This window comes from Nocardioides alpinus (assembly GCF_900112035.1).
GTDB lineage: Bacteria > Actinomycetota > Actinomycetes > Propionibacteriales > Nocardioidaceae > Nocardioides > Nocardioides alpinus.
This window is the reverse complement of the sequence record NZ_FOKC01000014.1, coordinates 23,957-45,216: the sequence shown is the minus strand read 5'-3', so window position 1 is coordinate 45,216 and position 21,260 is coordinate 23,957. Positions and strand designations below refer to the sequence as shown.

At 69.7% G+C, this 21,260-nt stretch carries 19 protein-coding genes and 1 tRNA gene; 18 read left to right on the top strand and 2 right to left on the bottom strand.

The window, feature by feature from the left end; translation table 11 throughout:
- Nucleotides 1-107 precede the first annotated feature (107 nt).
- The 12 genes from BM127_RS19770 to pyk all read left to right on the top strand — a co-directional run bounded on the left by BM127_RS19770 (nucleotide 108) and on the right by pyk (nucleotide 14,381).
- Nucleotides 108-926 carry an aminotransferase class IV gene (locus BM127_RS19770; protein ID WP_091201501.1) on the top strand — a complete coding sequence of 273 codons (819 nt, stop codon included), beginning with the start codon at nucleotides 108-110 and terminating at the stop codon, nucleotides 924-926.
- Nucleotides 923-1,285, top strand: coding sequence for a phosphoribosyl-AMP cyclohydrolase (hisI, locus tag BM127_RS19765; RefSeq protein WP_091201499.1), 363 nt, complete (start codon nucleotides 923-925; stop codon nucleotides 1,283-1,285). The genes BM127_RS19770 and hisI overlap by 4 nt, the downstream gene beginning before the upstream one ends.
- Nucleotides 1,278-1,883 carry a Trp biosynthesis-associated membrane protein gene (locus tag BM127_RS19760; protein WP_091201497.1) on the top strand — a complete coding sequence of 202 codons (606 nt, stop codon included), beginning with the start codon at nucleotides 1,278-1,280 and terminating at the stop codon, nucleotides 1,881-1,883. The genes hisI and BM127_RS19760 overlap by 8 nt, the downstream gene beginning before the upstream one ends.
- A gap of 42 nt (nucleotides 1,884-1,925) precedes the next feature.
- Nucleotides 1,926-2,126: an HGxxPAAW family protein gene (locus BM127_RS19755; protein WP_091201495.1), complete on the top strand. Its 201-nt coding sequence runs from the start codon at nucleotides 1,926-1,928 to the stop codon at nucleotides 2,124-2,126.
- 81 nt (nucleotides 2,127-2,207) lie between these two features.
- Entirely contained in the window at nucleotides 2,208-3,005 is a 798-nt protein-coding gene (trpC, locus tag BM127_RS19750) for an indole-3-glycerol phosphate synthase TrpC (RefSeq protein ID WP_091201493.1), read from the top strand.
- Nucleotides 3,002-4,282 (top strand): tryptophan synthase subunit beta, encoded by a 1,281-nt coding sequence (trpB, locus tag BM127_RS19745; RefSeq protein ID WP_091201491.1) that lies wholly within the window; start codon nucleotides 3,002-3,004, stop codon nucleotides 4,280-4,282. The genes trpC and trpB overlap by 4 nt, the downstream gene beginning before the upstream one ends.
- Nucleotides 4,282-5,088, top strand: coding sequence for a tryptophan synthase subunit alpha (gene trpA, locus BM127_RS19740; RefSeq protein ID WP_091201489.1), 807 nt, complete (start codon nucleotides 4,282-4,284; stop codon nucleotides 5,086-5,088). Before trpB ends, trpA begins: the two co-directional genes overlap by 1 nt.
- Entirely contained in the window at nucleotides 5,075-5,686 is a 612-nt protein-coding gene (locus tag BM127_RS19735) for an SCO family protein (RefSeq protein ID WP_091201487.1), read from the top strand. Before trpA ends, BM127_RS19735 begins: the two co-directional genes overlap by 14 nt.
- A gap of 59 nt (nucleotides 5,687-5,745) precedes the next feature.
- Nucleotides 5,746-6,636, top strand: coding sequence for a prolipoprotein diacylglyceryl transferase (gene lgt / locus BM127_RS19730; protein ID WP_231263254.1), 891 nt, complete (start codon nucleotides 5,746-5,748; stop codon nucleotides 6,634-6,636).
- Nucleotides 6,637-6,772: 136 nt separating this feature from the next.
- Nucleotides 6,773-11,335, top strand: a complete 4,563-nt coding sequence (gltB, locus tag BM127_RS19725; protein ID WP_091201486.1) for a glutamate synthase large subunit — start codon at nucleotides 6,773-6,775, stop codon at nucleotides 11,333-11,335.
- Between the two features lie 35 nt (nucleotides 11,336-11,370).
- Nucleotides 11,371-12,828 carry a glutamate synthase subunit beta gene (locus tag BM127_RS19720; protein ID WP_091201485.1) on the top strand — a complete coding sequence of 486 codons (1,458 nt, stop codon included), beginning with the start codon at nucleotides 11,371-11,373 and terminating at the stop codon, nucleotides 12,826-12,828.
- Between the two features lie 104 nt (nucleotides 12,829-12,932).
- Nucleotides 12,933-14,381: a pyruvate kinase gene (pyk, locus tag BM127_RS19715; RefSeq protein ID WP_091201646.1), complete on the top strand. Its 1,449-nt coding sequence runs from the start codon at nucleotides 12,933-12,935 to the stop codon at nucleotides 14,379-14,381.
- Nucleotides 14,382-14,399: 18 nt separating this feature from the next.
- On the opposite strand, the gene BM127_RS19710 is transcribed toward pyk, so the two are convergent.
- Nucleotides 14,400-14,972, bottom strand: coding sequence for a transcriptional regulator (locus BM127_RS19710; RefSeq protein WP_091201482.1), 573 nt, complete (start codon nucleotides 14,970-14,972; stop codon nucleotides 14,400-14,402).
- Nucleotides 14,973-15,221: 249 nt separating this feature from the next.
- A tRNA-Leu gene (locus BM127_RS19705) sits at nucleotides 15,222-15,307 on the bottom strand.
- Nucleotides 15,308-15,346: 39 nt separating this feature from the next.
- On the opposite strand from BM127_RS19705, the gene BM127_RS19700 reads away from it, so the two are divergent.
- The 6 genes from BM127_RS19700 (at nucleotide 15,347) to BM127_RS19675 (ending at nucleotide 21,255) form a co-directional block, all read left to right on the top strand.
- Complete coding sequence (locus tag BM127_RS19700; protein WP_139227814.1) at nucleotides 15,347-16,000, top strand: ANTAR domain-containing response regulator; 654 nt, start codon at nucleotides 15,347-15,349, stop codon at nucleotides 15,998-16,000.
- Between the two features lie 174 nt (nucleotides 16,001-16,174).
- Nucleotides 16,175-17,326 (top strand): branched-chain amino acid ABC transporter substrate-binding protein, encoded by a 1,152-nt coding sequence (locus tag BM127_RS19695; RefSeq protein WP_091201478.1) that lies wholly within the window; start codon nucleotides 16,175-16,177, stop codon nucleotides 17,324-17,326.
- Nucleotides 17,327-17,424: 98 nt separating this feature from the next.
- Nucleotides 17,425-18,396, top strand: a complete 972-nt coding sequence (locus BM127_RS19690; RefSeq protein WP_091201476.1) for a branched-chain amino acid ABC transporter permease — start codon at nucleotides 17,425-17,427, stop codon at nucleotides 18,394-18,396.
- Nucleotides 18,397-18,457: 61 nt separating this feature from the next.
- Entirely contained in the window at nucleotides 18,458-19,597 is a 1,140-nt protein-coding gene (locus tag BM127_RS19685) for a branched-chain amino acid ABC transporter permease (protein ID WP_091201474.1), read from the top strand.
- On the top strand, nucleotides 19,590-20,555 hold the full coding sequence (locus tag BM127_RS19680; RefSeq protein WP_091201472.1) for an ABC transporter ATP-binding protein: 966 nt from the start codon (nucleotides 19,590-19,592) through the stop codon (nucleotides 20,553-20,555). The genes BM127_RS19685 and BM127_RS19680 overlap by 8 nt, the downstream gene beginning before the upstream one ends.
- 1 nt (nucleotide 20,556) lies before the next feature.
- Nucleotides 20,557-21,255: an ABC transporter ATP-binding protein gene (locus BM127_RS19675; protein WP_231263255.1), complete on the top strand. Its 699-nt coding sequence runs from the start codon at nucleotides 20,557-20,559 to the stop codon at nucleotides 21,253-21,255.
- Nucleotides 21,256-21,260: the final 5 nt, after the last annotated feature.

Genomic DNA, 21,260 nt, shown 5'->3' with positions numbered 1-21,260 from the left:
AGTGCGAGCAGAACAGTAGCCGATGGCCTCCGGGGCGCCAAAATCGCCCCCTGTTCCGCGTGTTCCGCGGCCGCTGGCAGGCCGTCGGCGGCCCCTAGAGTGGGGCCATGCGTGCATGGCTCAACGGTGAAGTGCTGGCCGATCCGACCCAGGGAGTCGTGGCCGTCACCGACCACGGGTTCACCGTGGGCGACGGGGTGTTCGAGGCCGTGAAGACCCTCGCGGGAGAGCCGTTCGCGCTCACCCGCCACCTGGCGCGGCTGGAGCGGTCGGCCGCCGGACTCGGGTTGCCGGCGCCCGACCTCGACGACGTACGACGCGGGGTGGCCGCGGTGCTCGAGGACGACCCGATGGGCCGACTGCGGATCACCTACACCGCCGGCCCCGCCCCGATGGGCTCGGGTCGTGGCGGCGGCCCGCCCACCCTGGTCGTCGCCTACAGCGCGATCGAGCACGCCGCGGCGTCGACGTCCGTCGTCACCGTGCCGTGGACCCGCAACGAGCACGGCGCCACCGCCGGACTCAAGACCACGTCGTACGCCGAGAACGTCATCGCGCTCGCCCACGCCGTCGAGCACGGCGGCACCGAGGCGGTCTTCGCCAACACCGCGGGACACCTGTGCGAGGGCACCGGTTCCAACGTCTTCTACGTGGTGGACGACGAGCTGCGTACGCCGAGCCTCGCGTCGGGTTGCCTGGCCGGGGTGACCCGCGCGCTGGTCATCGAGTGGTGCGGGGCCCGCGAGGTCGACGAACCGCTGGCGGACGTCGTCGGCCACGCCAGCGAGGCGTTCCTCGTCTCCACGACGCGTGACGTCCAGGCGATCGCGCGGTGGGACGGCAACGACCTGCCGGACCCGGGACCGGTGACCAAGCGCTGTGGGGAGACCTGGCGTGCCCGCGAGGCTGAGAGCATGGACCCATGAAGGATCCTGCCCGCGCCCTCGACCCGGCGATCTCCGCACGCCTGCGGCACACCGCGGAGGGACTCGTCCCCGTGGTGGTGCAGCAGCAGGGATCCGGTGAGGTGCTGATGCTCGCGTGGGTCGACGACGAGGCCCTGGCGCGCACGATCGGCACGGGACGGGCGACGTACTGGTCCCGCTCGCGCCGCGAGTACTGGGTGAAGGGCGACACGTCCGGCCACACCCAGCAGGTCAAGGAGATCCGCCTCGACTGCGACGGCGACACCCTGCTCTTCGTGGTCGACCAGGTCGGCGCCGCCTGCCACACCGGCGACCACACCTGCTTCGACGCCGACCTCGTGCACCGCGTCGATGGCTGAGGCATCCGCGCAGCACCCGCGTCGACGCACCTTCGGCCCCGTGGTCCTCCTCGGGCTTGGCGGTGCAGCACTCGCCGCGGTGTCGGCGTCGAAGCCCTGGGTGAGCGGGGGCGCCGTCTCGACCGACGCCATGAGCACCCTGACGGTCACCTTCGACCCGGCCGAGTCGCCCCTCGCCGCTGCCCTCGGGCTGGTCCTGCTGGCTACGTGGGGTGTCCTGCTGGTGACGCGCGGGATCTTCCGCCGGGTGATGGCCTGGCTGGGTGCCGCGGCTGCGGTCGGGTTCGCCCTCACCACGGCCGTCGCTCCGTGGCAGCTGCGCAGCGCCGTCGAGGAGGCGATGCGCATCGCGTCCGGCACGGTCGAGCGGGACCTCGACGTGACTGCCTGGTGGTGGGCAGGAGTGCTCGCGGCACTCCTGTCGTGCGTGGCGTCGGCGGCCAGTGTGATGTGGGTCCGCCACTGGCCCGAGATGGGCACGAAGTACGACGCCCCGACGGGCGCAGGAGCCGCGAGGGACACGCAGGACGAGACGGTGCCGACCGAGAACATCGACATCTGGAAGGCCCTCGACGAGGGCCGCGACCCGACCGCCTAGACTTTCGACGCGCACCCGCCGGAACCACGAAGGAGCTCCACCATGTCTGCAGGCCACGGCAACACCCCCGCTGCGTGGACCGCGGTGTCGGTCGCGATGCTCGGCTTCGTCGTGGGCAGCGTCGCCCTGCTGCAGGTGCCGACGCAGATGACCCTGCTGTGGATCGGCATCATCATCGCGGTGATCGCCTTCCCGCTGTTCCTCGTGCTGTCCAAGCTCGGCTTCAACACCTCCGAGCACTGAGTCCGACCTCGGGTCCCACCCCTGGTCCGTCCTCTGGGCACCGCCCCCGACGGGGCTGGGTCCGGGTGAGAGGCTGAGCGCATGCCTGCGACCGGTTCCGTGCTCGACGACATCGTGGCCGGAGTGCGCGAGGACCTCGCCCGCCGCGAGGCCGTCCTGCCCCTGCCCGAGCTCCTCGCCCACCTGGCCGACGCCCCGGCGCCGCGCGACCCGATGCCGCACTTCCGGGCCCGCGGCTCGAGCGTCATCGCCGAGGTCAAGCGGCGCAGCCCCAGCAAGGGCGACCTGGCCGAAATCCCCGATCCGGCCGCCCTCGCGGCGGCGTACGCCCGCGGAGGTGCCGCAGCGATCTCGGTCCTCACCGAGGAGCGGCGCTTCGGTGGCAGCCTCGCCGACCTGCGCAGCGTGCGCGCCGCCGTCGAGACGCCGATCCTGCGCAAGGACTTCATCGTGGAGACCTACCAGCTCGTCGAGGCCCGCGCGGCCGGCGCTGACCTGGCCCTGCTCATCGTGGCCGCCCTCGACGACGACACCCTCCGTCGCCTCCACGACGAGGCCGGCGAGCTCGGCCTGACCGTGCTGGTGGAGGTCCACGACGAGGCCGAGGCCGAGCGCGCACTGGCGCTCGACGCCGAGCTGATCGGCGTCAACAGCCGCAACCTGAAGACCCTCGAGGTCGATCCGGACGTGTTCGGTCGCCTCGCCCCCCAGATCCACGCCGACGTCGTGAAGGTCGCCGAGAGCGGCATCACCGGCGTCGACGACGTCCACCGCTTCGTCTCCGAGGGCGCGGGCGTCGTGCTCGTCGGCGAGGCGCTGGTCAAGGACGGCGACCCCGAGGCCGCCGTACGAGCCATGACAGGAGTGACTGCACCGTGAGCCAGCAGACGCAACAGCCCGTGAAGTACGACGCAGACGACCGCGGCTACTTCGGCGAGACGTGGGGTGGGCGCTTCATGCCCGAGGCCCTCGTCGCCGCGCTCGACGAGCTGACGGTCGCCTGGCAGGACGCGATGGCCGACGCTGCGTTCGTCTCCGAGTTCGAGCGGGTGCTGCGCGACTATGCCGGCACCCCCAGCAGGCTCTACCACGCCGAGCGGCTCTCCGCGCAGGTCGGCGCCCGGGTGCTGCTCAAGCGCGAGGACCTCAACCACACCGGCGCCCACAAGATCCGCAACGTGATGGGCCAGGCGCTGCTCACCAAGCGGATGGGCAAGAGCCGGGTCATCGCCGAGACCGGTGCCGGCCAGCACGGCGTCGCGAGCGCGACGGCGGCTGCCTACTTCGACCTCGACTGCACCGTCTACATGGGCGCCGTCGACACGCGTCGCCAGGCGCTCAACGTCGCGCGCATGCAGCTCCTCGGCGCCAAGGTCGTGCCGGTCGAGTCCGGCAGCGCGACGCTCAAGGACGCGATCAACGAGGCCATGCGCGACTGGGTCGCCAGCGTCGACCACACCGCGTACCTCTTCGGCACCGCGGCCGGTCCGCACCCGTTCCCCAGCATGGTCCGCGACTTCTGCCGCGGGATCGGCGACGAGGCGCGCCAGCAGTGCCTCGACCAGTACGGCGTCCTGCCGGACGCCGTCGCGGCGTGCGTCGGCGGCGGCTCCAACGCGATCGGCCTCTTCACCGCGTTCCTCGAGGACGAGGGCGTCGAGATCCACGGCTTCGAGCCCGGCGGTGACGGCGTCGAGACCGGTCGCCACGCGGCCACGATCCACGCCGGCGAGGCCGGCGTTCTCCACGGCGCCCGCACCTACGTACTGCAGGACGAGGACGGCCAGACCGTCGAGTCCCACTCGATCTCCGCAGGCCTCGACTACCCCGGTGTCGGTCCGCAGCACTCGTGGCTTGCTGCCCTGGGCCGGGCGACGTACACGCCCGTGACGGACGCGCAGGCGATGGAGGCGATGGCCCTGCTCAGCCGCACCGAGGGCATCATCCCGGCCATCGAGACCGCGCACGCGGTCTACGGCGCGCTCGACGTCGCCCGACGCCTCGGCGAGGAGAAGGGCCCCGCCGCGACCGTGATCATCAACCTCAGCGGTCGCGGCGACAAGGACATGGGCACCGCCATCGAGTGGTTCGGTCTCGGTGACGCCGACGGAGAGGCCGAGCCCGTGATCGCCACGGCGCCGGGCGAGGAGGCCTGATGCCGTCGACCAGCACGGCGTTCGCGAAGGCGCGCGCCGAGGGCAGGTCCGCACTGATCGGCTACCTCCCCGCCGGCTTCCCCAGCGTCGAGGGCTCGATCACCGCGATGCGCGCGATGGTCGAGGCGGGGTGCGACGTGATCGAGATCGGCCTGCCCTACAGCGACCCCGTCATGGACGGGCCGACCATCCAGGCCGCCGCCCAGCAGGCGCTCGAGGCCGGAGTCCGCACCAAGGACGTGCTGCGCGTCGTCGAGGCGGTCGCCGCGACCGGAGTGCCGACGCTGGTGATGACCTACTGGAACCCCGTCGAGCGCTACGGCGTGGAGCGGTGGGCCGCCGACCTCGCCGCGGCCGGGGGAGCGGGCATGATCACGCCCGACATCACGCCCGACCACGGCTCCGCGTGGGTCGCGGCGGCTGACGCGCACGACCTCGACAAGGTGTTCCTCGTCGCCCCGAGCTCCACCGACGAGCGGGTCGCGATGACCGCGTCGGCGAGCCGAGGCTTCGTCTACGCGGCCGCCGTCATGGGCGTCACCGGTGCCCGCGACGCGAGCTCCGACCTCGCCGGACCGCTCGTGCGACGGGTGCGCGCCAGCGGCGACATCCCGGTCGCGGTCGGCATCGGCGTCAGCAACGGCGACCAGGCCGCGGAGGTCGCCTCCTTCGCCGACGGCGTCATCGTGGGATCGGCCTTCGTCCGGACACTGCTCGACCACCCCGGCGACGAGACCGCGGGCATCGCCGCCCTGCGCGCGCTGACGACCGACCTCGCGGAGGGCGTACGACGTGGTGCGAGGTAGGACCGCACTGGCTGTCCCGCTGCTCCTCCTCGCGACCGCGTGCGGCGGCGGGGGTGCGCCGATGGAGCTCGCCGGCACCGTCCTCGACCCGCCGTTCGATGTGTCGTCGACGCCTCTCGTCGACACCGCGGGGGAGCCCTACAGCCTCACCGAGGACACCGACAAGGACCTCACGCTCGTGTTCTTCGGCTACACCCACTGCCCCGACATCTGCGGCCAGGTGATGGCCACACTGGCCGGCACGCTCAGCCGTCTCGACGACGGCCAGAAGGACGACCTCGACGTGGTCTTCGTGACCACCGACCCGGCGCGCGACGACGAGACCGTGGTGAAGGAGTACGTCGACGCGTTCGACCCGAGCATCGTCGGGGTCACCGGCGACCTGGACGACATCATCGAGGTCGCCCGGAGCATGGCGGTCGCGGTCGACCGGGGCGAGAAGCTGCCCAGCGGCGGCTACGAGGTCACCCACGGCACCCGCGTGATGGCGATCGACGGTGCCGACGACTCGACGATGATGTGGGACCAGGACGTCTCCCAGGCCCAGCTGGCCCACGACGTGACGCTCTTGCTCAGCGGAGAGCTCGACGAAGGATGATGCTTGTGATGCTCCCCATGCTCCCCATGCTCTCTGTGCCGTCCCCGTTGGTGACGCTGATGTCCATCCCCAGCCCGTCGGAGGGCGTGTGGCACATCGGTCCGGTCCCGATCCGGGCCTACGCCCTCTGCATCATCGCGGGCATCGTCTTTGCGATCTGGCTGGGGGAGCGCCGGTGGGTCGCCCGCGGCGGCAGGCCCGGCGAGGTCAGCGACCTCGCCATCTGGGCGGTGCCGTTCGGCCTCATCGGAGGCCGGCTCTACCACGTGATCACCGACTGGCACCTCTACTTCGGTGAGGGCCAGGACCCGATCACCGCGTTGTACGTGTGGCGCGGCGGCCTCGGCATCTGGGGCGCGGTCGCCCTGGGCATCGTCGGCATCTGGATCGGCGCCCGGTTGCGCGGCATCAAGCTGCTGCCCCTGCTCGACGCGCTGGCGCCGGGCGTACTGGTCGCGCAGGCGCTGGGCCGGTGGGGCAACTGGTTCAACCAGGAGCTCTACGGTCGCCCGACCGACCTGCCGTGGGGCCTGGAGATCGACGTCGCCCACCGGCCGGCGCAGTACCTGGACGTCGCCACCTTCCACCCCACGTTCCTCTACGAGTGCCTGTGGAACCTGGCGGCGTTCGGCGTGCTCATCTGGCTGGACCGGCGGTTCCGTCTCGGCCACGGTCGCGTCGCCGCTCTCTACGTCATGCTCTACACCGCCGGTCGAGGCTGGATCGAGAACCTCCGCATCGACGACGTGCAGATGGACGACGTGCTCGGGCTGCGGCTCAACGTGTGGACCTCGATCGTGCTGTTCGTCGCCGCTGCACTCTTCTTCCTCTGGTCCGCCAGGCGCCACCCCGGGCGCGAGGAGATCGTACGCACGCGGGAGCCGGACGCCGACGAGGCCGACGAGGCGAAGCAGTCCGAGGACCAGCCGACGGGCGATCCCACGGCCTGAAACACGGGCACCCCGCGCGGACGGCCGGTGATAGATTCCGTCTCGCTCGGGCCAACGTCGTCCCCAGCGGTAACGCCCACCCCCCAGCACGGCCGGGCCCTGTGCCCGCAATGCTGAGACGACGACGGGAGAACCAGTGTCTTCGACGCACGCGTTCCCGCCGAACTTCCCACCGCCGCAGGGTCTCTACGACCCGCGTCACGAGAAGGACGCCTGTGGCGTCGCCATGGTGGCGACCCTGACCGGCGAGGCGAGCCACGACATCGTGGCCAAGGCCCTCACCGCCCTGCGCAACCTCGACCACCGCGGTGCCGCCGGCGCCGAGGTCAACTCCGGCGACGGTGCCGGGATCCTGCTCCAGGTGCCGGACGCGTTCCTGCGCGCGGTCACCGAGTTCGAGCTGCCCCCGGCCCGGGCGTACGCCGTCGGCACCGCGTTCCTGCCCGGCGACGCCGACCACGTCGCCGCCACCCGCCGTCGCATCGAGGAGATCGCCGACGAGGAGGGCCTGGCCGTCCTCGGGTGGCGCGAGGTCCCGGTCGACGACTCGACCCTGGGCGCCACCGCACGCAGCGTCATGCCGTCGTTCGCCCAGCTCTTCGTGTCCGGCCGGGGCTCGCGCGTGACCGGCATGGGCCTCGAGCGCCTGGCCTTCTGCCTGCGCAAGCGCGCCGAGTCCGAGACCGACGTCTACTTCCCGTCGCTGTCCTCGCGGACGCTGGCCTACAAGGGCATGCTCACCACCGACCAGCTCGACCAGGTCTTCCCCGACCTGACCGACGAGCGCGTCGCCTCGGCCATGGCGGTCGTGCACTCCCGCTTCTCGACCAACACCTTCCCGAGCTGGCCGCTGGCCCACCCGTTCCGGTTCATCGCCCACAACGGCGAGATCAACACCGTGATGGGGAACCGCAACTGGATGCGGGCGCGCGAGGCCCTGCTGGAGAGCGACCTGATCCCCGGCGACCTCGAGCGCCTCTTCCCGATCTGCACGCCCGGAGCCTCGGACTCGGCGTCCTTCGACGAGGTCCTCGAGCTGCTGCACCTCGGCGGCCGGTCGCTGCCGCACGCCGTGCTGATGATGATTCCCGAGGCGTGGGAGAACCACCGCGAGATGGACGCCCAGCGCCGGGCGTTCTACGAGTTCCACTCGACGCTGATGGAGCCGTGGGACGGACCCGCCTGCGTCGTGTTCACCGACGGCACCCAGATCGGCGCCGTGCTGGACCGCAACGGCCTGCGCCCCTCGCGCTACTGGGTCACCGACGACGGACTCGTCGTCCTCGCCTCCGAGGTCGGCGTGCTCGACCTCGACCCGGCGACCGTGGTCCGCAAGGGCCGGCTGCAGCCGGGCCGGATGTTCCTCGTGGACACCGAGGAGCACCGGATCATCGAGGACGAGGAGATCAAGGGCCAGCTCGCTGCCGAGCAGCCCTACGACGAGTGGCTGCACGCCGGCCTCGTCCACCTCGACGACGTCGACGACCCCGAGCACATCGTGCACACGCACGCCTCGGTCACCCGCCGCCAGCAGATCTTCGGCTACACCGAGGAGGAGCTGCGGGTCCTGCTGAGCCCGATGGCCAACACGGGCGGTGAGGCGCTCGGCTCGATGGGCACCGACACCCCGATCGCTGCCCTCAGCGACAAGCCGCGCCTGCTGTTCGACTACTTCTCGCAGCTGTTCGCGCAGGTGACCAACCCGCCGCTCGATGCGATCCGCGAGGAGCTGGTGACGTCGCTGGCCGGTTCGATCGGACCCGAGGCCAACCTGCTCGAGCCGACGCCCGCGTCGTGTCGCCAGATCGTGCTGCCGTTCCCGGTCTTCTCCAACGACGACCTGGCCAAGATCCGTCACATCAACCGCAACGGCGACATGCCGGGCTTCCAGGTCCACATCGTGCGCGGGCTCTACGACGTCGCCGGGGGAGGGGAGGCCCTGGCCACGCGACTCGACGAGCTGTGTGCAGAGGTGTCCGCCGCCATCGCCGAGGGCGCGCGGATCATCGTGCTCTCCGACCGGCACTCCACCGCCGACCTGGCACCGATCCCGTCGCTGCTGCTGACGGGCGCCGTCCACCACCACCTGGTCCGCGAGAAGACCCGCACCCAGGTCGGGATGCTGGTCGAGGCCGGCGACGTCCGCGAGGTCCACCACGTCGCCCTGCTGGTCGGCTACGGCGCGGCGGCGGTCAACCCCTACCTCGCGATGGAGTCCGTCGAGGACCTCGCCCGCGAGGCCTACTACGTCAAGGTCGACCCCGAGAAGGCCGTCGCCAACCTGATCAAGGCGCTCGGCAAGGGCGTGCTCAAGGTGATGTCCAAGATGGGCGTCTCCACCGTCGCGTCCTACACCGGCGCCAAGATCTTCGAGTCCGTCGGACTGTCCCAGGGCGTCATCGAGAAGTACTTCACCGGTACGACCTCCAAGCTCGGCGGGATCGCGCTCGGCACGATCGCCGAGGAGGTCGCCCGCCGCCACGCGGTGGCGTACCCCCGCGGTGGAATCGCGCCCGCGCACCGCGAGCTGACGATCGGTGGCGAGTACCAGTGGCGCCGCGAGGGTGAGCCGCACCTCTTCGACCCCGAGACGGTCTTCCGGTTGCAGCACTCGACGCGCACCGGCAGCTACGACGTCTTCAAGCAGTACACCGACCGGGTCAACCAGCAGTCGCAGCGACTGATGACCCTGCGGGGACTCTTCACGTTCAGGGGCGACGTCCGCGAGCCCGTCGACATCGACGAGGTCGAGTCGGTCTCCGACATCGTGAAGCGCTTCTCGACCGGCGCGATGTCCTACGGCTCGATCAGCCAGGAGGCGCACGAGACCCTCGCGATCGCGATGAACCGCCTGGGCGGCAAGTCCAACACCGGCGAGGGCGGCGAGGACTCCGACCGGTTGTACGACCCCGAGCGCCGCTCGTCGATCAAGCAGGTCGCCTCGGGTCGCTTCGGCGTCACGTCCGAGTACCTCACCAACGCCGACGACATCCAGATCAAGATGGCGCAGGGCGCCAAGCCCGGCGAGGGCGGCCAGCTGCCCGGCCACAAGGTCTACCCGTGGGTCGCCAAGACGCGGCACTCGACGCCGGGCGTAGGCCTGATCAGCCCGCCGCCGCACCACGACATCTACTCGATCGAGGACCTCGCCCAGCTGATCCACGACCTCAAGAACGCCAACCCGTCGGCGCGGGTCCACGTCAAGCTGGTGTCCGAGGTCGGCATCGGCACGGTCGCGGCCGGGGTCTCCAAGGCCCACGCGGACGTCGTGCTCGTCTCCGGGCACGACGGCGGCACGGGTGCGTCGCCGCTCACGTCGCTCAAGCACGCGGGCGGTCCGTGGGAGCTCGGCCTCGCCGAGACCCAGCAGACGCTGCTGCTCAACGGCCTGCGCGACCGGATCGTGGTGCAGGCCGACGGCCAGCTCAAGACCGGGCGCGACGTGATCATCGCGGCGCTCCTCGGGGCCGAGGAGTTCGGCTTCGCCACCGCGCCGCTGGTCGTCAGCGGCTGCATCATGATGCGGGTCTGCCACCTCGACACCTGCCCGGTGGGAGTGGCGACGCAGAACCCGGTGCTGCGCGAGCGGTTCAGCGGCCAGGCCGACTACATCGTGAACTTCTTCGAGTTCATCGCCCAGGAGGTCCGCGAGCTGCTGGCGGAGCTGGGCTTCCGGAGCATCGCCGAGGCGGTCGGCCAGGTCGGCACCCTCGACATCGCCGAGGCGATCGACCACTGGAAGGCCTCCGGTCTCGACCTGACGCCGATCCTCCACCAGGCCTCGCGCCACGGTGAGTTCGGCCAGTTCGCCGACCAGGACCTGCGCAACACCAGGACCCAGGACCACGGTCTCGACAAGGCGCTCGACAACGAGCTGATCGCCATCGCTGCCCCGGCCCTGGAGTCGGGCGAGCCGGTGCGCGCACAGGTCGCCATCCGCAACGTCAACCGCACGGTCGGCACGATGCTCGGCCACGAGGTCACCAAGCGCTACCGCGGTGAGGGTCTGCCCGAGGGCACCATCGACATCACCCTCACCGGCTCGGCGGGCCAGTCGTTCGGCGCCTTCCTGCCGCGCGGCATCACCCTGCGGCTCGAGGGCGACGCCAACGACTACGTCGGCAAGGGCCTCTCCGGAGGACGGCTCGTCGTGCGTCCCGACCGGGCGTCCACCTTCGAGGCTGCCGAGCAGATCATCGCCGGCAACACGATCGGCTACGGCGCCACCTCAGGGCAGCTCTTCCTGAGCGGCCGCGTGGGCGAGCGGTTCTGCGTCCGCAACTCGGGTGCGAGCGCCGTCGTCGAGGGCGTCGGCGACCACGCCTGCGAGTACATGACCGGCGGCGTCGTCGTGGTGCTCGGGCCGACCGGGCGCAACGTCGCGGCCGGCATGTCCGGTGGCTACGCCTTCGTGCTCGACCTCGACGAGGCACGGGTCAACCCCGAGATGGTCGAGCTCGCCCCGGTCACCGGCAAGGCGGCCGACGAGCTCAGGACCCTGGTCGAGCAGCACGCGGAGGAGACCGGGTCCGCCGTCGCCACCGCGCTGCTCGAGGACTGGGACACGTCGCTGGCGCGCTTCACCGAGGTGATGCCGAGCGACTTCAAGCGGGTGCTGGCTGCCCGCGACGAGGCCCTCGAGGAGGGGCTCGACGAGGACCAGGCGAACGCCCGGATCATGGAGGTCCTCCATGGCTGAGCGCACTCCACCCACCCCGCAGGAAGGTGGCCACCATGGCTGACCCGAAGGGCTTCTTGAAGCACGGCCGCGAGGTCGCCTCGCGGCGCGACGTCGCCGAGCGCGTCCAGGACTGGGACGAGGTCTACCCCGACGGCATCGGTCGCGCCCTGCTGCCGATCATCACCACGCAGGCCGGTCGCTGCATGGACTGCGGCATCCCGTTCTGCCACCAGGGGTGCCCGCTGGGCAACATCATCCCGGAGTGGAACGACCTGGTCTGGCGCGACGACTGGGACGGCGCGATGGACCGCCTCCACGCGACCAACAACTTCCCGGAGTTCACCGGGCGGCTGTGCCCGGCACCGTGCGAGACGGCCTGCGTCCTCGGCATCAACCAGGACCCGGTGACGATCAAGAACGTCGAGGTCTCGATCATCGACCGCGCGTGGGGCTCGGGCTACGTACGTCCGCAGCCGCCGGAGTGGCTCTCCGGCAAGACGGTCGCCGTGATCGGCTCCGGTCCTGCCGGGCTCGCGGCCGCCCAGCAGCTCACGCGCGCCGGTCACACGGTCGCGGTCTACGAGCGCGCCGACAAGATCGGTGGGCTGATGCGCTACGGCATCCCCGAGTTCAAGATGGAGAAGAAGCACCTCGACCGGCGCCTCGACCAGATGCGCCGCGAGGGCACGGTCTTCCGCGCCGGTGTCGACGTCGGCGGTGACCTGACCGGCGACCAGCTGCTCGGTCGCTACGACGCGGTCGTCCTCGCGATGGGCGCCACTGCGGCCCGCGACCTCCCGGCGACGGGACGCGAGCTCGGTGGCATCCACCAGGCGATGGAGTTCCTGCCCCAGGCCAACCGCACCTCGCTCGGCGAGGAGGTGGAGGGCCAGATCCTCGCCACCGGCAAGGACGTCGTGATCATCGGCGGCGGCGACACCGGTGCGGACTGCCTCGGCACGTCGACGCGCCAGGGCGCGCGTTCGATCACCCAGCTCGAGATCATGCCGCGGCCCGGTGAGGACCGGCCTTCGGGCCAGCCGTGGCCGACCTACCCGATGACGTTCAAGGTCTCCTCGGCGCACGAGGAGGGCGGCGACCGGATGTACGCCGTCTCGACCCAGGAGTTCGTCGGTGACGCCGACGGCAACGTGGCGTCGCTGCGCCTCGTCGAGGTCGACGCGAAGTTCCAGCCCGTCGAGGGCACGGAGCGGGAGATCCCGGCGCAGCTGGTGCTCCTCGCGATGGGCTTCGTCGGTCCGGAGAAGGAGGGCCTCATCGACCAGCTCGGCGTGGACCTCGACGAGCGCGGCAACGTGCGCCGCGACGAGTCGTACGCCGCCTCGGTGCCCGGCGTCTACGTCGCCGGCGACGTGGGTCGCGGCCAGTCGTTGATCGTCTGGGCGATCGCGGAGGGCCGCAGCGCGGCCGCTGCCGTGGACGCCTACCTCACCGGCTCGACGACACTCCCGGCACCGATCAAGCCGCACGAACGCCCGCTCGTGGTGTGAGCGGTGCGTGAGGCGGGTCCTGCGGCCGCGGAACCCGCCTCACGCACCCGCATCGTGGACACGTACTTCCTTGGAACGATCCAATATCCGATAGGGTGAAGCACGTGCGTAGAGCAAAGATCGTCTGCACCCTCGGCCCCGCGGTGAACTCGCCGGAGGGGATCCGAGCCCTGGTGGACGCGGGCATGGATGTCGCCCGACTCAACATGAGCCACGGCGCCTATGCCGACCACGAGGCGGTCTACCGCCTGGTCCGCAAGGCGTCCGACGACACCGGACACGCGATCGGCATCTTCGCCGACCTGCAGGGTCCGAAGATCCGGTTGGAGACCTTCGGTGACGGGCCGGTGAAGCTCAAGAAGGGCGCCACGTTCACCATCACCACGCGCGACGTCGTCGGTGACGTGCACCAGTGCGGTACGACCTACAAGGGCCTGCCGGGTGACGTGAACGCCGGCGACCCGCTGCTCATCGACGACGGCAAGGTGCGCCTCAAGGTCATCTCCGTCGACGACACCGACGTGGTCACCGAGGTCGTCGTCGCCGGCAAGATCTCCAACAACAAGGGCATCAACCTGCCCGGCGTCGCCGTGTCCGTCCCGGCCCTGTCCGACAAGGACACCGAGGACCTGCGCTGGGCGCTCAAGCTCGGCGTGGACTTCATCGCCCTCAGCTTCGTGCGCAGCGCGACCGACGCCGAGGACGTGCGCGCGATCATGCGCGAGGAGAAGATCTTCGTGCCGATCATCGCCAAGATCGAGAAGCCGCAGGCCATCGAGAACATCGACGAGATCGTGGATGCCTTCGACGGCATCATGGTGGCTCGCGGTGACCTCGGCGTGGAGTGCCCGCTCGAGGACGTGCCGATCCACCAGAAGCTGATCATCGACAAGGCCCGGCGCTACGCCAAGCCCGTCATCGTCGCCACCCAGATGCTCGAGTCGATGATCACCTCGCCCGCACCGACGCGCGCCGAGGCGAGCGACGTGGCCAACGCCGTGCTCGACGGCGCGGACGCCGTGATGCTCTCCGGCGAGACGAGCGTGGGGGAGTACCCCATCATCGCCGTCGAGACGATGGCCCGGATCATCTCCTCCACCGAGGACCACGGCCTCAGCCACATGGCCCAGGTCGCGTGGAACCCGCACACGCGCGGCGGCATCATCGCCAAGGCCGCGGCAGAGGTCGCCGAGTCGGTGGGTGCGAAGTACGTCGTCGCCTTCACCGTCAGTGGTGACTCGGCCAAGCGGCTCTCGCGCTACCGCGGCCCCATCCCCGTGCTGGCGTTCACCCCGCAGGCCCGTACGCGCTCGCAGCTGGCCCTCACGTGGGGCGTGGAGACCTTCCAGGGTGCGGAGGTCGAGCACACCGACGAGATGGTGCGCCAGGTCGACGAGGCGCTCATCCACATCGGGCGCGTCGAGAAGGGCGACCTCGTGGTGATCATCGCGGGCAGCCCGCCCGGCATCCCCGGCTCCACCAACGCGCTGCGCATCCACCGGATGGGCGACGCGATCGACGGGGCTGCCCCGGCCTACCGGCGCCCTCGCTGATCCGCTGCTCGTGGCTCATCACGACTTGAGCCCGATGAGGTCGTCGAGGGCGGCCACAGCCTCCTTCCGGGAGACGGAGACGGTCCACGGCCCGGAGCGTCGCCAGGCGACCCCCGCGAGGTCGAGAGCCCAACCGCACAGTCCGAGGATGTCCTCCGACCGGTTCGAGAACTGCCACCTCGGGTAGTCGTACCGGCGTTTCTGGCCTGCAACCACTCGCGTCGCCCAGTTGTTGACGCGCGCGCCGTCCGAGTGGAACAGGCCCCGCAGGAAGTCACCCGGGTACGCCGTCACGATCGCGGCCTGCCAGGGCTCGAGCACGATGTCGCGGTCGTGCTTGCGACCGGCGCCGTGCTGCGGGAAGAGGCAGGGCCAGTGCTTCCAGGACACGGTCGACACGACGCAGCCGGGTTGGAGTCGGGTGTGCGGCCGTGACCCCGGCTTGACGCGGCGCATCAGCTCCAGGATGTGGCGGTTGAGGTCCTCGTAGCGTTGGTCGTTGACGACATGCAGGTTGAAGACCCTCCGACGGCCCTCCGTGATGTGCCCGTCGCCCAGGTACCACCCGAGCAGCTCGGCGTACGCAACCACGTCCAGAGGGCCTTGGTCACATCGCGGGCAAGGGGGAGCGAGGTGCTGCTGCCCGCGTTGCTGCCCGCGCCGCTGGTAGAGCCTCCGCCATCGTCGGATGGTCTTGACCGCGACGCCGTGCAATGCCGCGTTCTCGGCATCGCGCATGCCGTCGGAGGAGGCGGCGAGGGCGCTGTCGACGACGGACTGCGGACAGACGTGGGGCACGTCTCCATCACAGTCGGTCCCACCGACAGTCGCGCACATTTCTGGTGCCGGGTGTGGGATTCGAACCCACACGCCCTTTCGGACAATGGTGTTTGAGACCATCGCGTCTGCCATTCCGCCAACCCGGCTCGGGAGCGGGGAAACCGTACCCGACTAGCCTTGCTCCCGTGACGCAGCCCGTTGACCCAAGCCCCGCCCCCACGCCCGACGGCGTACGCCGTGTGGTGATCGCCGAGGACGAGGCCCTGATCCGCATGGACCTCGCCGAGATGCTCGGCGAGGAGGGGTACGACGTGGTCGGCCAGGCCGGTGACGGCCAGAAGGCCATCGACCTGGCGCGCGAGCTGCGCCCCGACCTCGTCATCCTCGACGTGAAGATGCCCGTGCTGGACGGCATCGCCGCCGCCGAGGCCATCGCCGCCGAGCGCATCGCACCTGTCGTGATCCTCACCGCCTTCTCCCAGCGCGACCTCGTGGCGCGCGCCCGCGACGCCGGCGCGATGGCCTACCTCGTGAAGCCGTTCCAGCGCGGTGACCTCGTGCCGGCCATCGAGATGGCCGTCAGCCGCTACGCCGAGATCGCCGTCCTGGAGCAGGAGGTCTCCGACCTCCAGGAGTCCCTGGCCACCCGCAAGTCGGTCGAACGTGCCAAGGGTGTGCTCCAGGAGAAGCTCGGTCTCAGCGAGCCCGACGCGTTCAGGTGGATCCAGAAGACCGCCATGGACCTGCGCCTGTCGATGAAGCAGGTGGCCGACGGCGTGGTCGAGCACGGGGTGGCCGGACTGGGCTCCCAGCAGGGCCTCGGCGACGCGCCTCGTTGAGGCTCCTGTAGCACGCAAAGTTTCCGAATCGTTTCCGGTACAGACCGGTTGGTCACGAAACGGCAACGGCGCGCAAGTCGCAGTGCTCAATCGTGTCCCGGGCCACATTCAGGGTGTTAGGTTCCCCGCACGAGGCTGCCGAGGTGGACAGCCCATAGAACTACGGAGTGATCCATGATCCGCTCATCCAAGACCTGGCAGGCAGTCGCCCTGACGGCTGTTGCCGGACTGGCGCTCAGCGCCTGCGGCACGACCGACACCGACGGCGGTGGCGGCGACGCTTCCGCTGACGAGTGCAACTTCAAGATCGGCGTGATGGGTGCCCTGTCGGGTGCCAACGCCAGCATCGTCCTCCCGTCTGTCGACGGTGCCGAGCTGGCGCTGACGCAGTGGGAGAACGACGAGTGCGAGGTCACCCTCGAGAAGTTCGACACCGAGGGCGACCCGGCCAAGGCGACCCCGGTCGCGACCCAGATCGCCGGCGACGAGACCTTCATCGGTGTCATCGGCGGTGCCTTCTCGGGTGAGACCCGAGCCACCAAGAGCATCTACAACGACGCCGGTGTGACCATGATCAGCCAGTCGGCGACGGCGACCGACCTGACCCAGGAGGACCCGGTCGAGGTCTTCCACCGTGTCGTCCCCTACGACGACTACCAGGGTGCGGCGATCGCCAAGTACCTCACCGACGAGCTCGGCGCCAGCCAGGTGTTCGTGGTCGACAACTCCGAGGCCTACGGCGAGCCGCTGGCCGACCGTGTCGAGGAGACCCTCGGCGACGCGATGGTGCAGCGCGACAAGACCGAGGTCGGCCAGACCGACTTCGCGCCGACCATCTCCAAGATGGAGTCGGCCGAGCCCGACGCCGTCTTCTACGGTGGCTACATCGCCGAGGCCGCGCCGCTGCTCAAGCAGATGCGTGACGCCGGCATCGACGCCCCCTTCATCGGTGGTGACGGCCTCTACGGTGCCGACTTCGGCAACGCGGTGGGCGACGCCGGCGAGGGTGCGGTCGTGATGTGCCCCTGCGCCCCGATCGAGGGCGACAGCACGTTCGCCGCTGACTACGAGGCGGAGTTCGGCGCTGCGCCGGGCGCCTACGCCGCTGAGGGCTACGACGTGATGAGCGTCTTCCTGGCTGCGCTCGACGACGGTGCTCGCACCCGCGAGGACGTCGAAGCATTCGTCGACGGCTACTCGGGCGAGGGCCTCAGCAAGACGATCGCCTTCGACGAGAACGGTGACGTCCCGCAGGACGCAGTGTCCTACTGGGCCTACAAGAACGAGGGTGGCACCTTGGTGCCGGAGGTCGAGGTCGCACCCTGATCTCTTCCTGAATCAAGCAATGCGGGGGCGGCCGGTTCACACCGGTCGCCCCCGACCCTTGGCCCCCGACGCGGGGCCCTGTCTGGGAGGGGTCCTGAGTGGACTTCGACGCCTTGTTCAGCGGTCTTGACCGCCACACGCTCGACGGCATCACCCGTGGTTCGATCTACGCGCTGGTCGCGCTCGGCTACACCATGGTCTACGGCGTGATGAAGCTCATCAACTTCGCGCACTCCGAAGTGTTCATGGTCGGCACCTGGGCGGTGCTGGGCGTCTACACCGCTCTCGGCGTCTCCGCCGGTGCGGGCCTCGCCGTGGTCATCGGAGCCACCCTCCTGGCACTCCTCGCAGCCATGCTGGCCTCGGCCGGCACAGCGCTCGCGGTGGAACGCATCGCCTACCGGCCGCTGCGCAAGAAGGGCGCCCCGCCGCTCATCTTCCTCATCACCGGCATCGGCTGCTCCATCGTCCTGGTCGAGATCTTCGGCCAGGTCTTCAAGGTCTTCTTCGGCGCACCCTTCGGCCGCGTGACGGTCAACATCCCGTCGGTGCTCCAGACCAAGGAGCTCTTCACCATCCCCGGTCTCGACCTCACCATCACCAACACCCGCGTGATCATCATCGTGGGCGCGATCGTGATGATGCTGGCGCTGGACACCTTCGTGAACAAGAGCCGCCTCGGTCGCGGCGTCCGCGCAGTGGCGCAGGACCCCGACACCGCGTCCCTCATGGGCGTCAACCGTGAGCGCGTCATCATGCTGGTGTTCATCCTCGGCGGTGCGATGGCCGGTGTGGCCGCCCTGCTCTACACGATCCAGTACGACATCACGAAGTTCGACATCGGCTTCATCATCGGGCTGAAGGCCTTCACCGCGGCCGTCCTGGGCGGCATCGGCAACCTGCGAGGCGCCCTCGTCGGCGGCCTGCTGCTGGGCATCGCCGAGGTGTACGCCTCCACCATCTGGAGCTCGGAGTGGGCCAACGTCACGGCCTTCGTCGTCCTCGTCGTCATCTTGATGTTCCGCCCCACCGGTCTGTTGGGCGAGTCCCTCGGAAAGGCACGCGCATGAACACCCCACGACGTTCTTCTCCTCCGCTTCGCTCCTCCGAACAACGCCATGGGGACCCCGCATGAGCCAGATCCTCGATGCCTACCGCGGCCTGAAGCTGCGTGACCGGATGTCCGGAGCGCCCGGCTGGGTGCGCAAGGTCGGCATGCTGCTGGTGATCGCCTTCGCGTTCTACCTGCCGTTCCTCAACATCCTGCCGTTCGCCTACATCCGCACCGACCTCACCTCGAGCGGGTCGGACTGGGCCAGCGTGCTGTTCCTGGTCGTCGTCTACATGATCGTCGCCGTCGGCCTCAACGTCGTCATCGGCTTCGCCGGCCTGCTCGACCTCGGCTACGTCGGCTTCTACGCACTGGGCGCCTACTCGGTCGCCCTGTTCGGGTCGCCGTCCTCGCCGGTCGTGGAGGCCATCCAGAACAGGTTCGGCCTCGACGAGACGTGGGCCGTTCCCTTCGTGATGTGCATCCCGATCGCCATCGTGATGGCCCTCATCGCCGGTGTCACCCTCGGTGCACCCACCCTGCGGCTGCGCGGCGACTACCTCGCCATCGTGACCCTGGGCTTCGGCGAGATCATCCGCATCACCGCCCGCAACCTGGACAACGTCACCAACGGTGCCACCGGCATCAGCGGCGTTCCCGTCCCGCCGGGACCCGAGATCGACGGACGCTCGTTCTTCAACACGATCGACGCCGAGCGCTGGTACTGGCTGGCCCTCTCGATCCTCATCCTGATCATCTTCCTGGCCTTCCGCCTGGAGCACAGTCGGGTGGGCCGGGCCTGGCTCGCCATCCGCGAGGACGAGGACGCCGCCGCGATCATGGGCGTCGCCGCCTTCAAGTTCAAGCTGTGGGCCTTCGCCATCGGCGCCTCGGTCGGCGGTATCGCCGGCCTGCTGTTCGGCAGCAAGCAGCAGTACGTCGAACCCAATGCGTTCATGGTCAACCTGTCGTTCCTCTTCGTGGCGATGGTCGTCATCGGTGGGTCGGGCAACATCTACGGCGTGCTCCTCGGCGCGTTCCTGCTGACCTACCTGCCGGAGCGGTTCCGTGAGTTCCAGGAGTGGCGTCCGTTCGCCTTCGGTGTCGCGCTGGTCGTGGTGATGATCCTGCGCCCGCAGGGCCTGGTCCCCAGCAGACGCAGAGCCCGAGAATTCGAGGACCGCAAGGTCGAAGCCGAGGAGGCTGCAGCCGATGCCTGATCCGTCCAAGTCAGAGACCGTGCTGGACACCACCGCGGCCGACGCCCCGACGACCGTCGCTCCCGACACCTCGGACCACGACGCGCTCACCATCGACGTCGGTCCCGAGGGCGAGACCCTCCTCGAGATCGACCACGTCACGCTGCGCTTCGGCGGTGTCGTCGCGCTCAACGACGTGCACTTCTCCATCAAGCGGGGTGAGATCCTCGGCCTGATCGGACCCAACGGTGCCGGCAAGACGACGTGCTTCAACGTGATGACCGGCGTCTACACCCCAACCTCGGGTGAGGTGCGGTTCAGCGGCAAGGTGATCAGCGGCACCAAGCCGCACAAGATCAACCAGCTCGGCATCGCCCGTACGTTCCAGAACATCCGGCTCTTCCCGGAGATGTCGGCCCTCGAGAACGTGATGGTCGGCTGCGACGCGCGCCACAAGACCAGCGTGATGGGTGCGCTGTTCCGGGCGTACCGCGTCCGGCCGGCGGAGCACCAGCTGCCGCAGAACCCGCTTCGCCGCAGCCTCGCCAAGGTCTTCGGCGTCAGCCGGCACACCATGGAGGAGCGCGGCGGCCGCATCAAGAGCATGGAGCTGCTGAAGTTCGTCGGCATCGCCGACCGGGCCCACGAGCTCTCGCGCAACCTGCCCTACGGCTACCAGCGCCGACTCGAGATCGCCCGAGCCCTGGCCACCGAGCCCGAGCTCCTGTGCCTCGACGAGCCAGCGGCCGGCTTCAACCCGGCGGAGAAGGAGGACCTCATGGACCTCATCCGTCGGATCCGCGACCTGGGGCACACGGTCCTGGTCATCGAGCACGACATGAAGCTGGTCCTGGGCGTCACCGACCGCATCGTGGTGCTGGAGTTCGGCCAGAAGATCGCAGAGGGCAGTCCTGAAGAGGTCGCCCGCAACCCGAAGGTCATCGCTGCCTACCTGGGAGAGCCCGACGATGCTGCTTGAGATGAAGGACGCCGTCCTGAGCTACGGCAAGATCGAGGCCCTGCACGGCATCAGCCTCGAGGTGGCCGAGGGCGAGATCGTCGCCCTGATCGGTGCCAACGGCGCCGGGAAGACCTCGACCATGCGCGGGCTGTCCGGCGTGCGCGGCCTGGCGTCCGGCTCCGTGGTGTTCGACGGCGAGGACGTCACCAAGCTCCGTGCCGACCAGCGCCTGCGCAAGGGCCTGGTGCTCTGTCCCGAGGGCCGCGGGATCTTCCCCGGCATGACGGTGACCGAGAACCTCAACATGGGGGCGTACACCCGCAAGGACAAGGAAGCGATCGAGCAGGACTACGAGCGCGTCTTCGGCCTGTTCCCGCGACTCCTCGAGCGCAAGAAGCAGGTCGCGGGCACCATGTCGGGTGGTGAGCAGCAGATGCTGGCCATCGGTCGTGCGCTGATGTCGCGACCCAAGCTGCTCATGCTCGACGAGCCGTCGATGGGCCTGGCGCCGATGCTGATCCAGCAGATCTTCGACATCATCTCCGAGATCGCCCAGCAGGGCACCACGATCCTCGTCGTCGAGCAGAACGCCAAGCAGGCCCTCTCGCGGGCCGACCGTGCCTACGTGCTCGAGACCGGTCACATCGTGAAGTCCGGCACCGGTGTGGAGCTTCTCGACGACCCGACGGTGCGTGAGGCCTACCTCGGCGTAGCCTGATCGGG

Coding starts and splice junctions, on each gene's coding strand:
- BM127_RS19770 (WP_091201501.1), top strand. CDS start 108: ATGCGTGCATGGCTCAACGGTGAAGTGCTGGCCGATCCGACCCAGGGA.
- hisI (WP_091201499.1), top strand. CDS start 923: ATGAAGGATCCTGCCCGCGCCCTCGACCCGGCGATCTCCGCACGCCTG.
- BM127_RS19760 (WP_091201497.1), top strand. CDS start 1,278: ATGGCTGAGGCATCCGCGCAGCACCCGCGTCGACGCACCTTCGGCCCC.
- BM127_RS19755 (WP_091201495.1), top strand. CDS start 1,926: ATGTCTGCAGGCCACGGCAACACCCCCGCTGCGTGGACCGCGGTGTCG.
- trpC (WP_091201493.1), top strand. CDS start 2,208: ATGCCTGCGACCGGTTCCGTGCTCGACGACATCGTGGCCGGAGTGCGC.
- trpA (WP_091201489.1), top strand. CDS start 4,282: ATGCCGTCGACCAGCACGGCGTTCGCGAAGGCGCGCGCCGAGGGCAGG.
- lgt (WP_231263254.1), top strand. CDS start 5,746: ATGTCCATCCCCAGCCCGTCGGAGGGCGTGTGGCACATCGGTCCGGTC.
- BM127_RS19720 (WP_091201485.1), top strand. CDS start 11,371: ATGGCTGACCCGAAGGGCTTCTTGAAGCACGGCCGCGAGGTCGCCTCG.
- BM127_RS19695 (WP_091201478.1), top strand. CDS start 16,175: ATGATCCGCTCATCCAAGACCTGGCAGGCAGTCGCCCTGACGGCTGTT.
- BM127_RS19685 (WP_091201474.1), top strand. CDS start 18,458: ATGAGCCAGATCCTCGATGCCTACCGCGGCCTGAAGCTGCGTGACCGG.
- BM127_RS19680 (WP_091201472.1), top strand. CDS start 19,590: ATGCCTGATCCGTCCAAGTCAGAGACCGTGCTGGACACCACCGCGGCC.
- BM127_RS19675 (WP_231263255.1), top strand. CDS start 20,557: ATGAAGGACGCCGTCCTGAGCTACGGCAAGATCGAGGCCCTGCACGGC.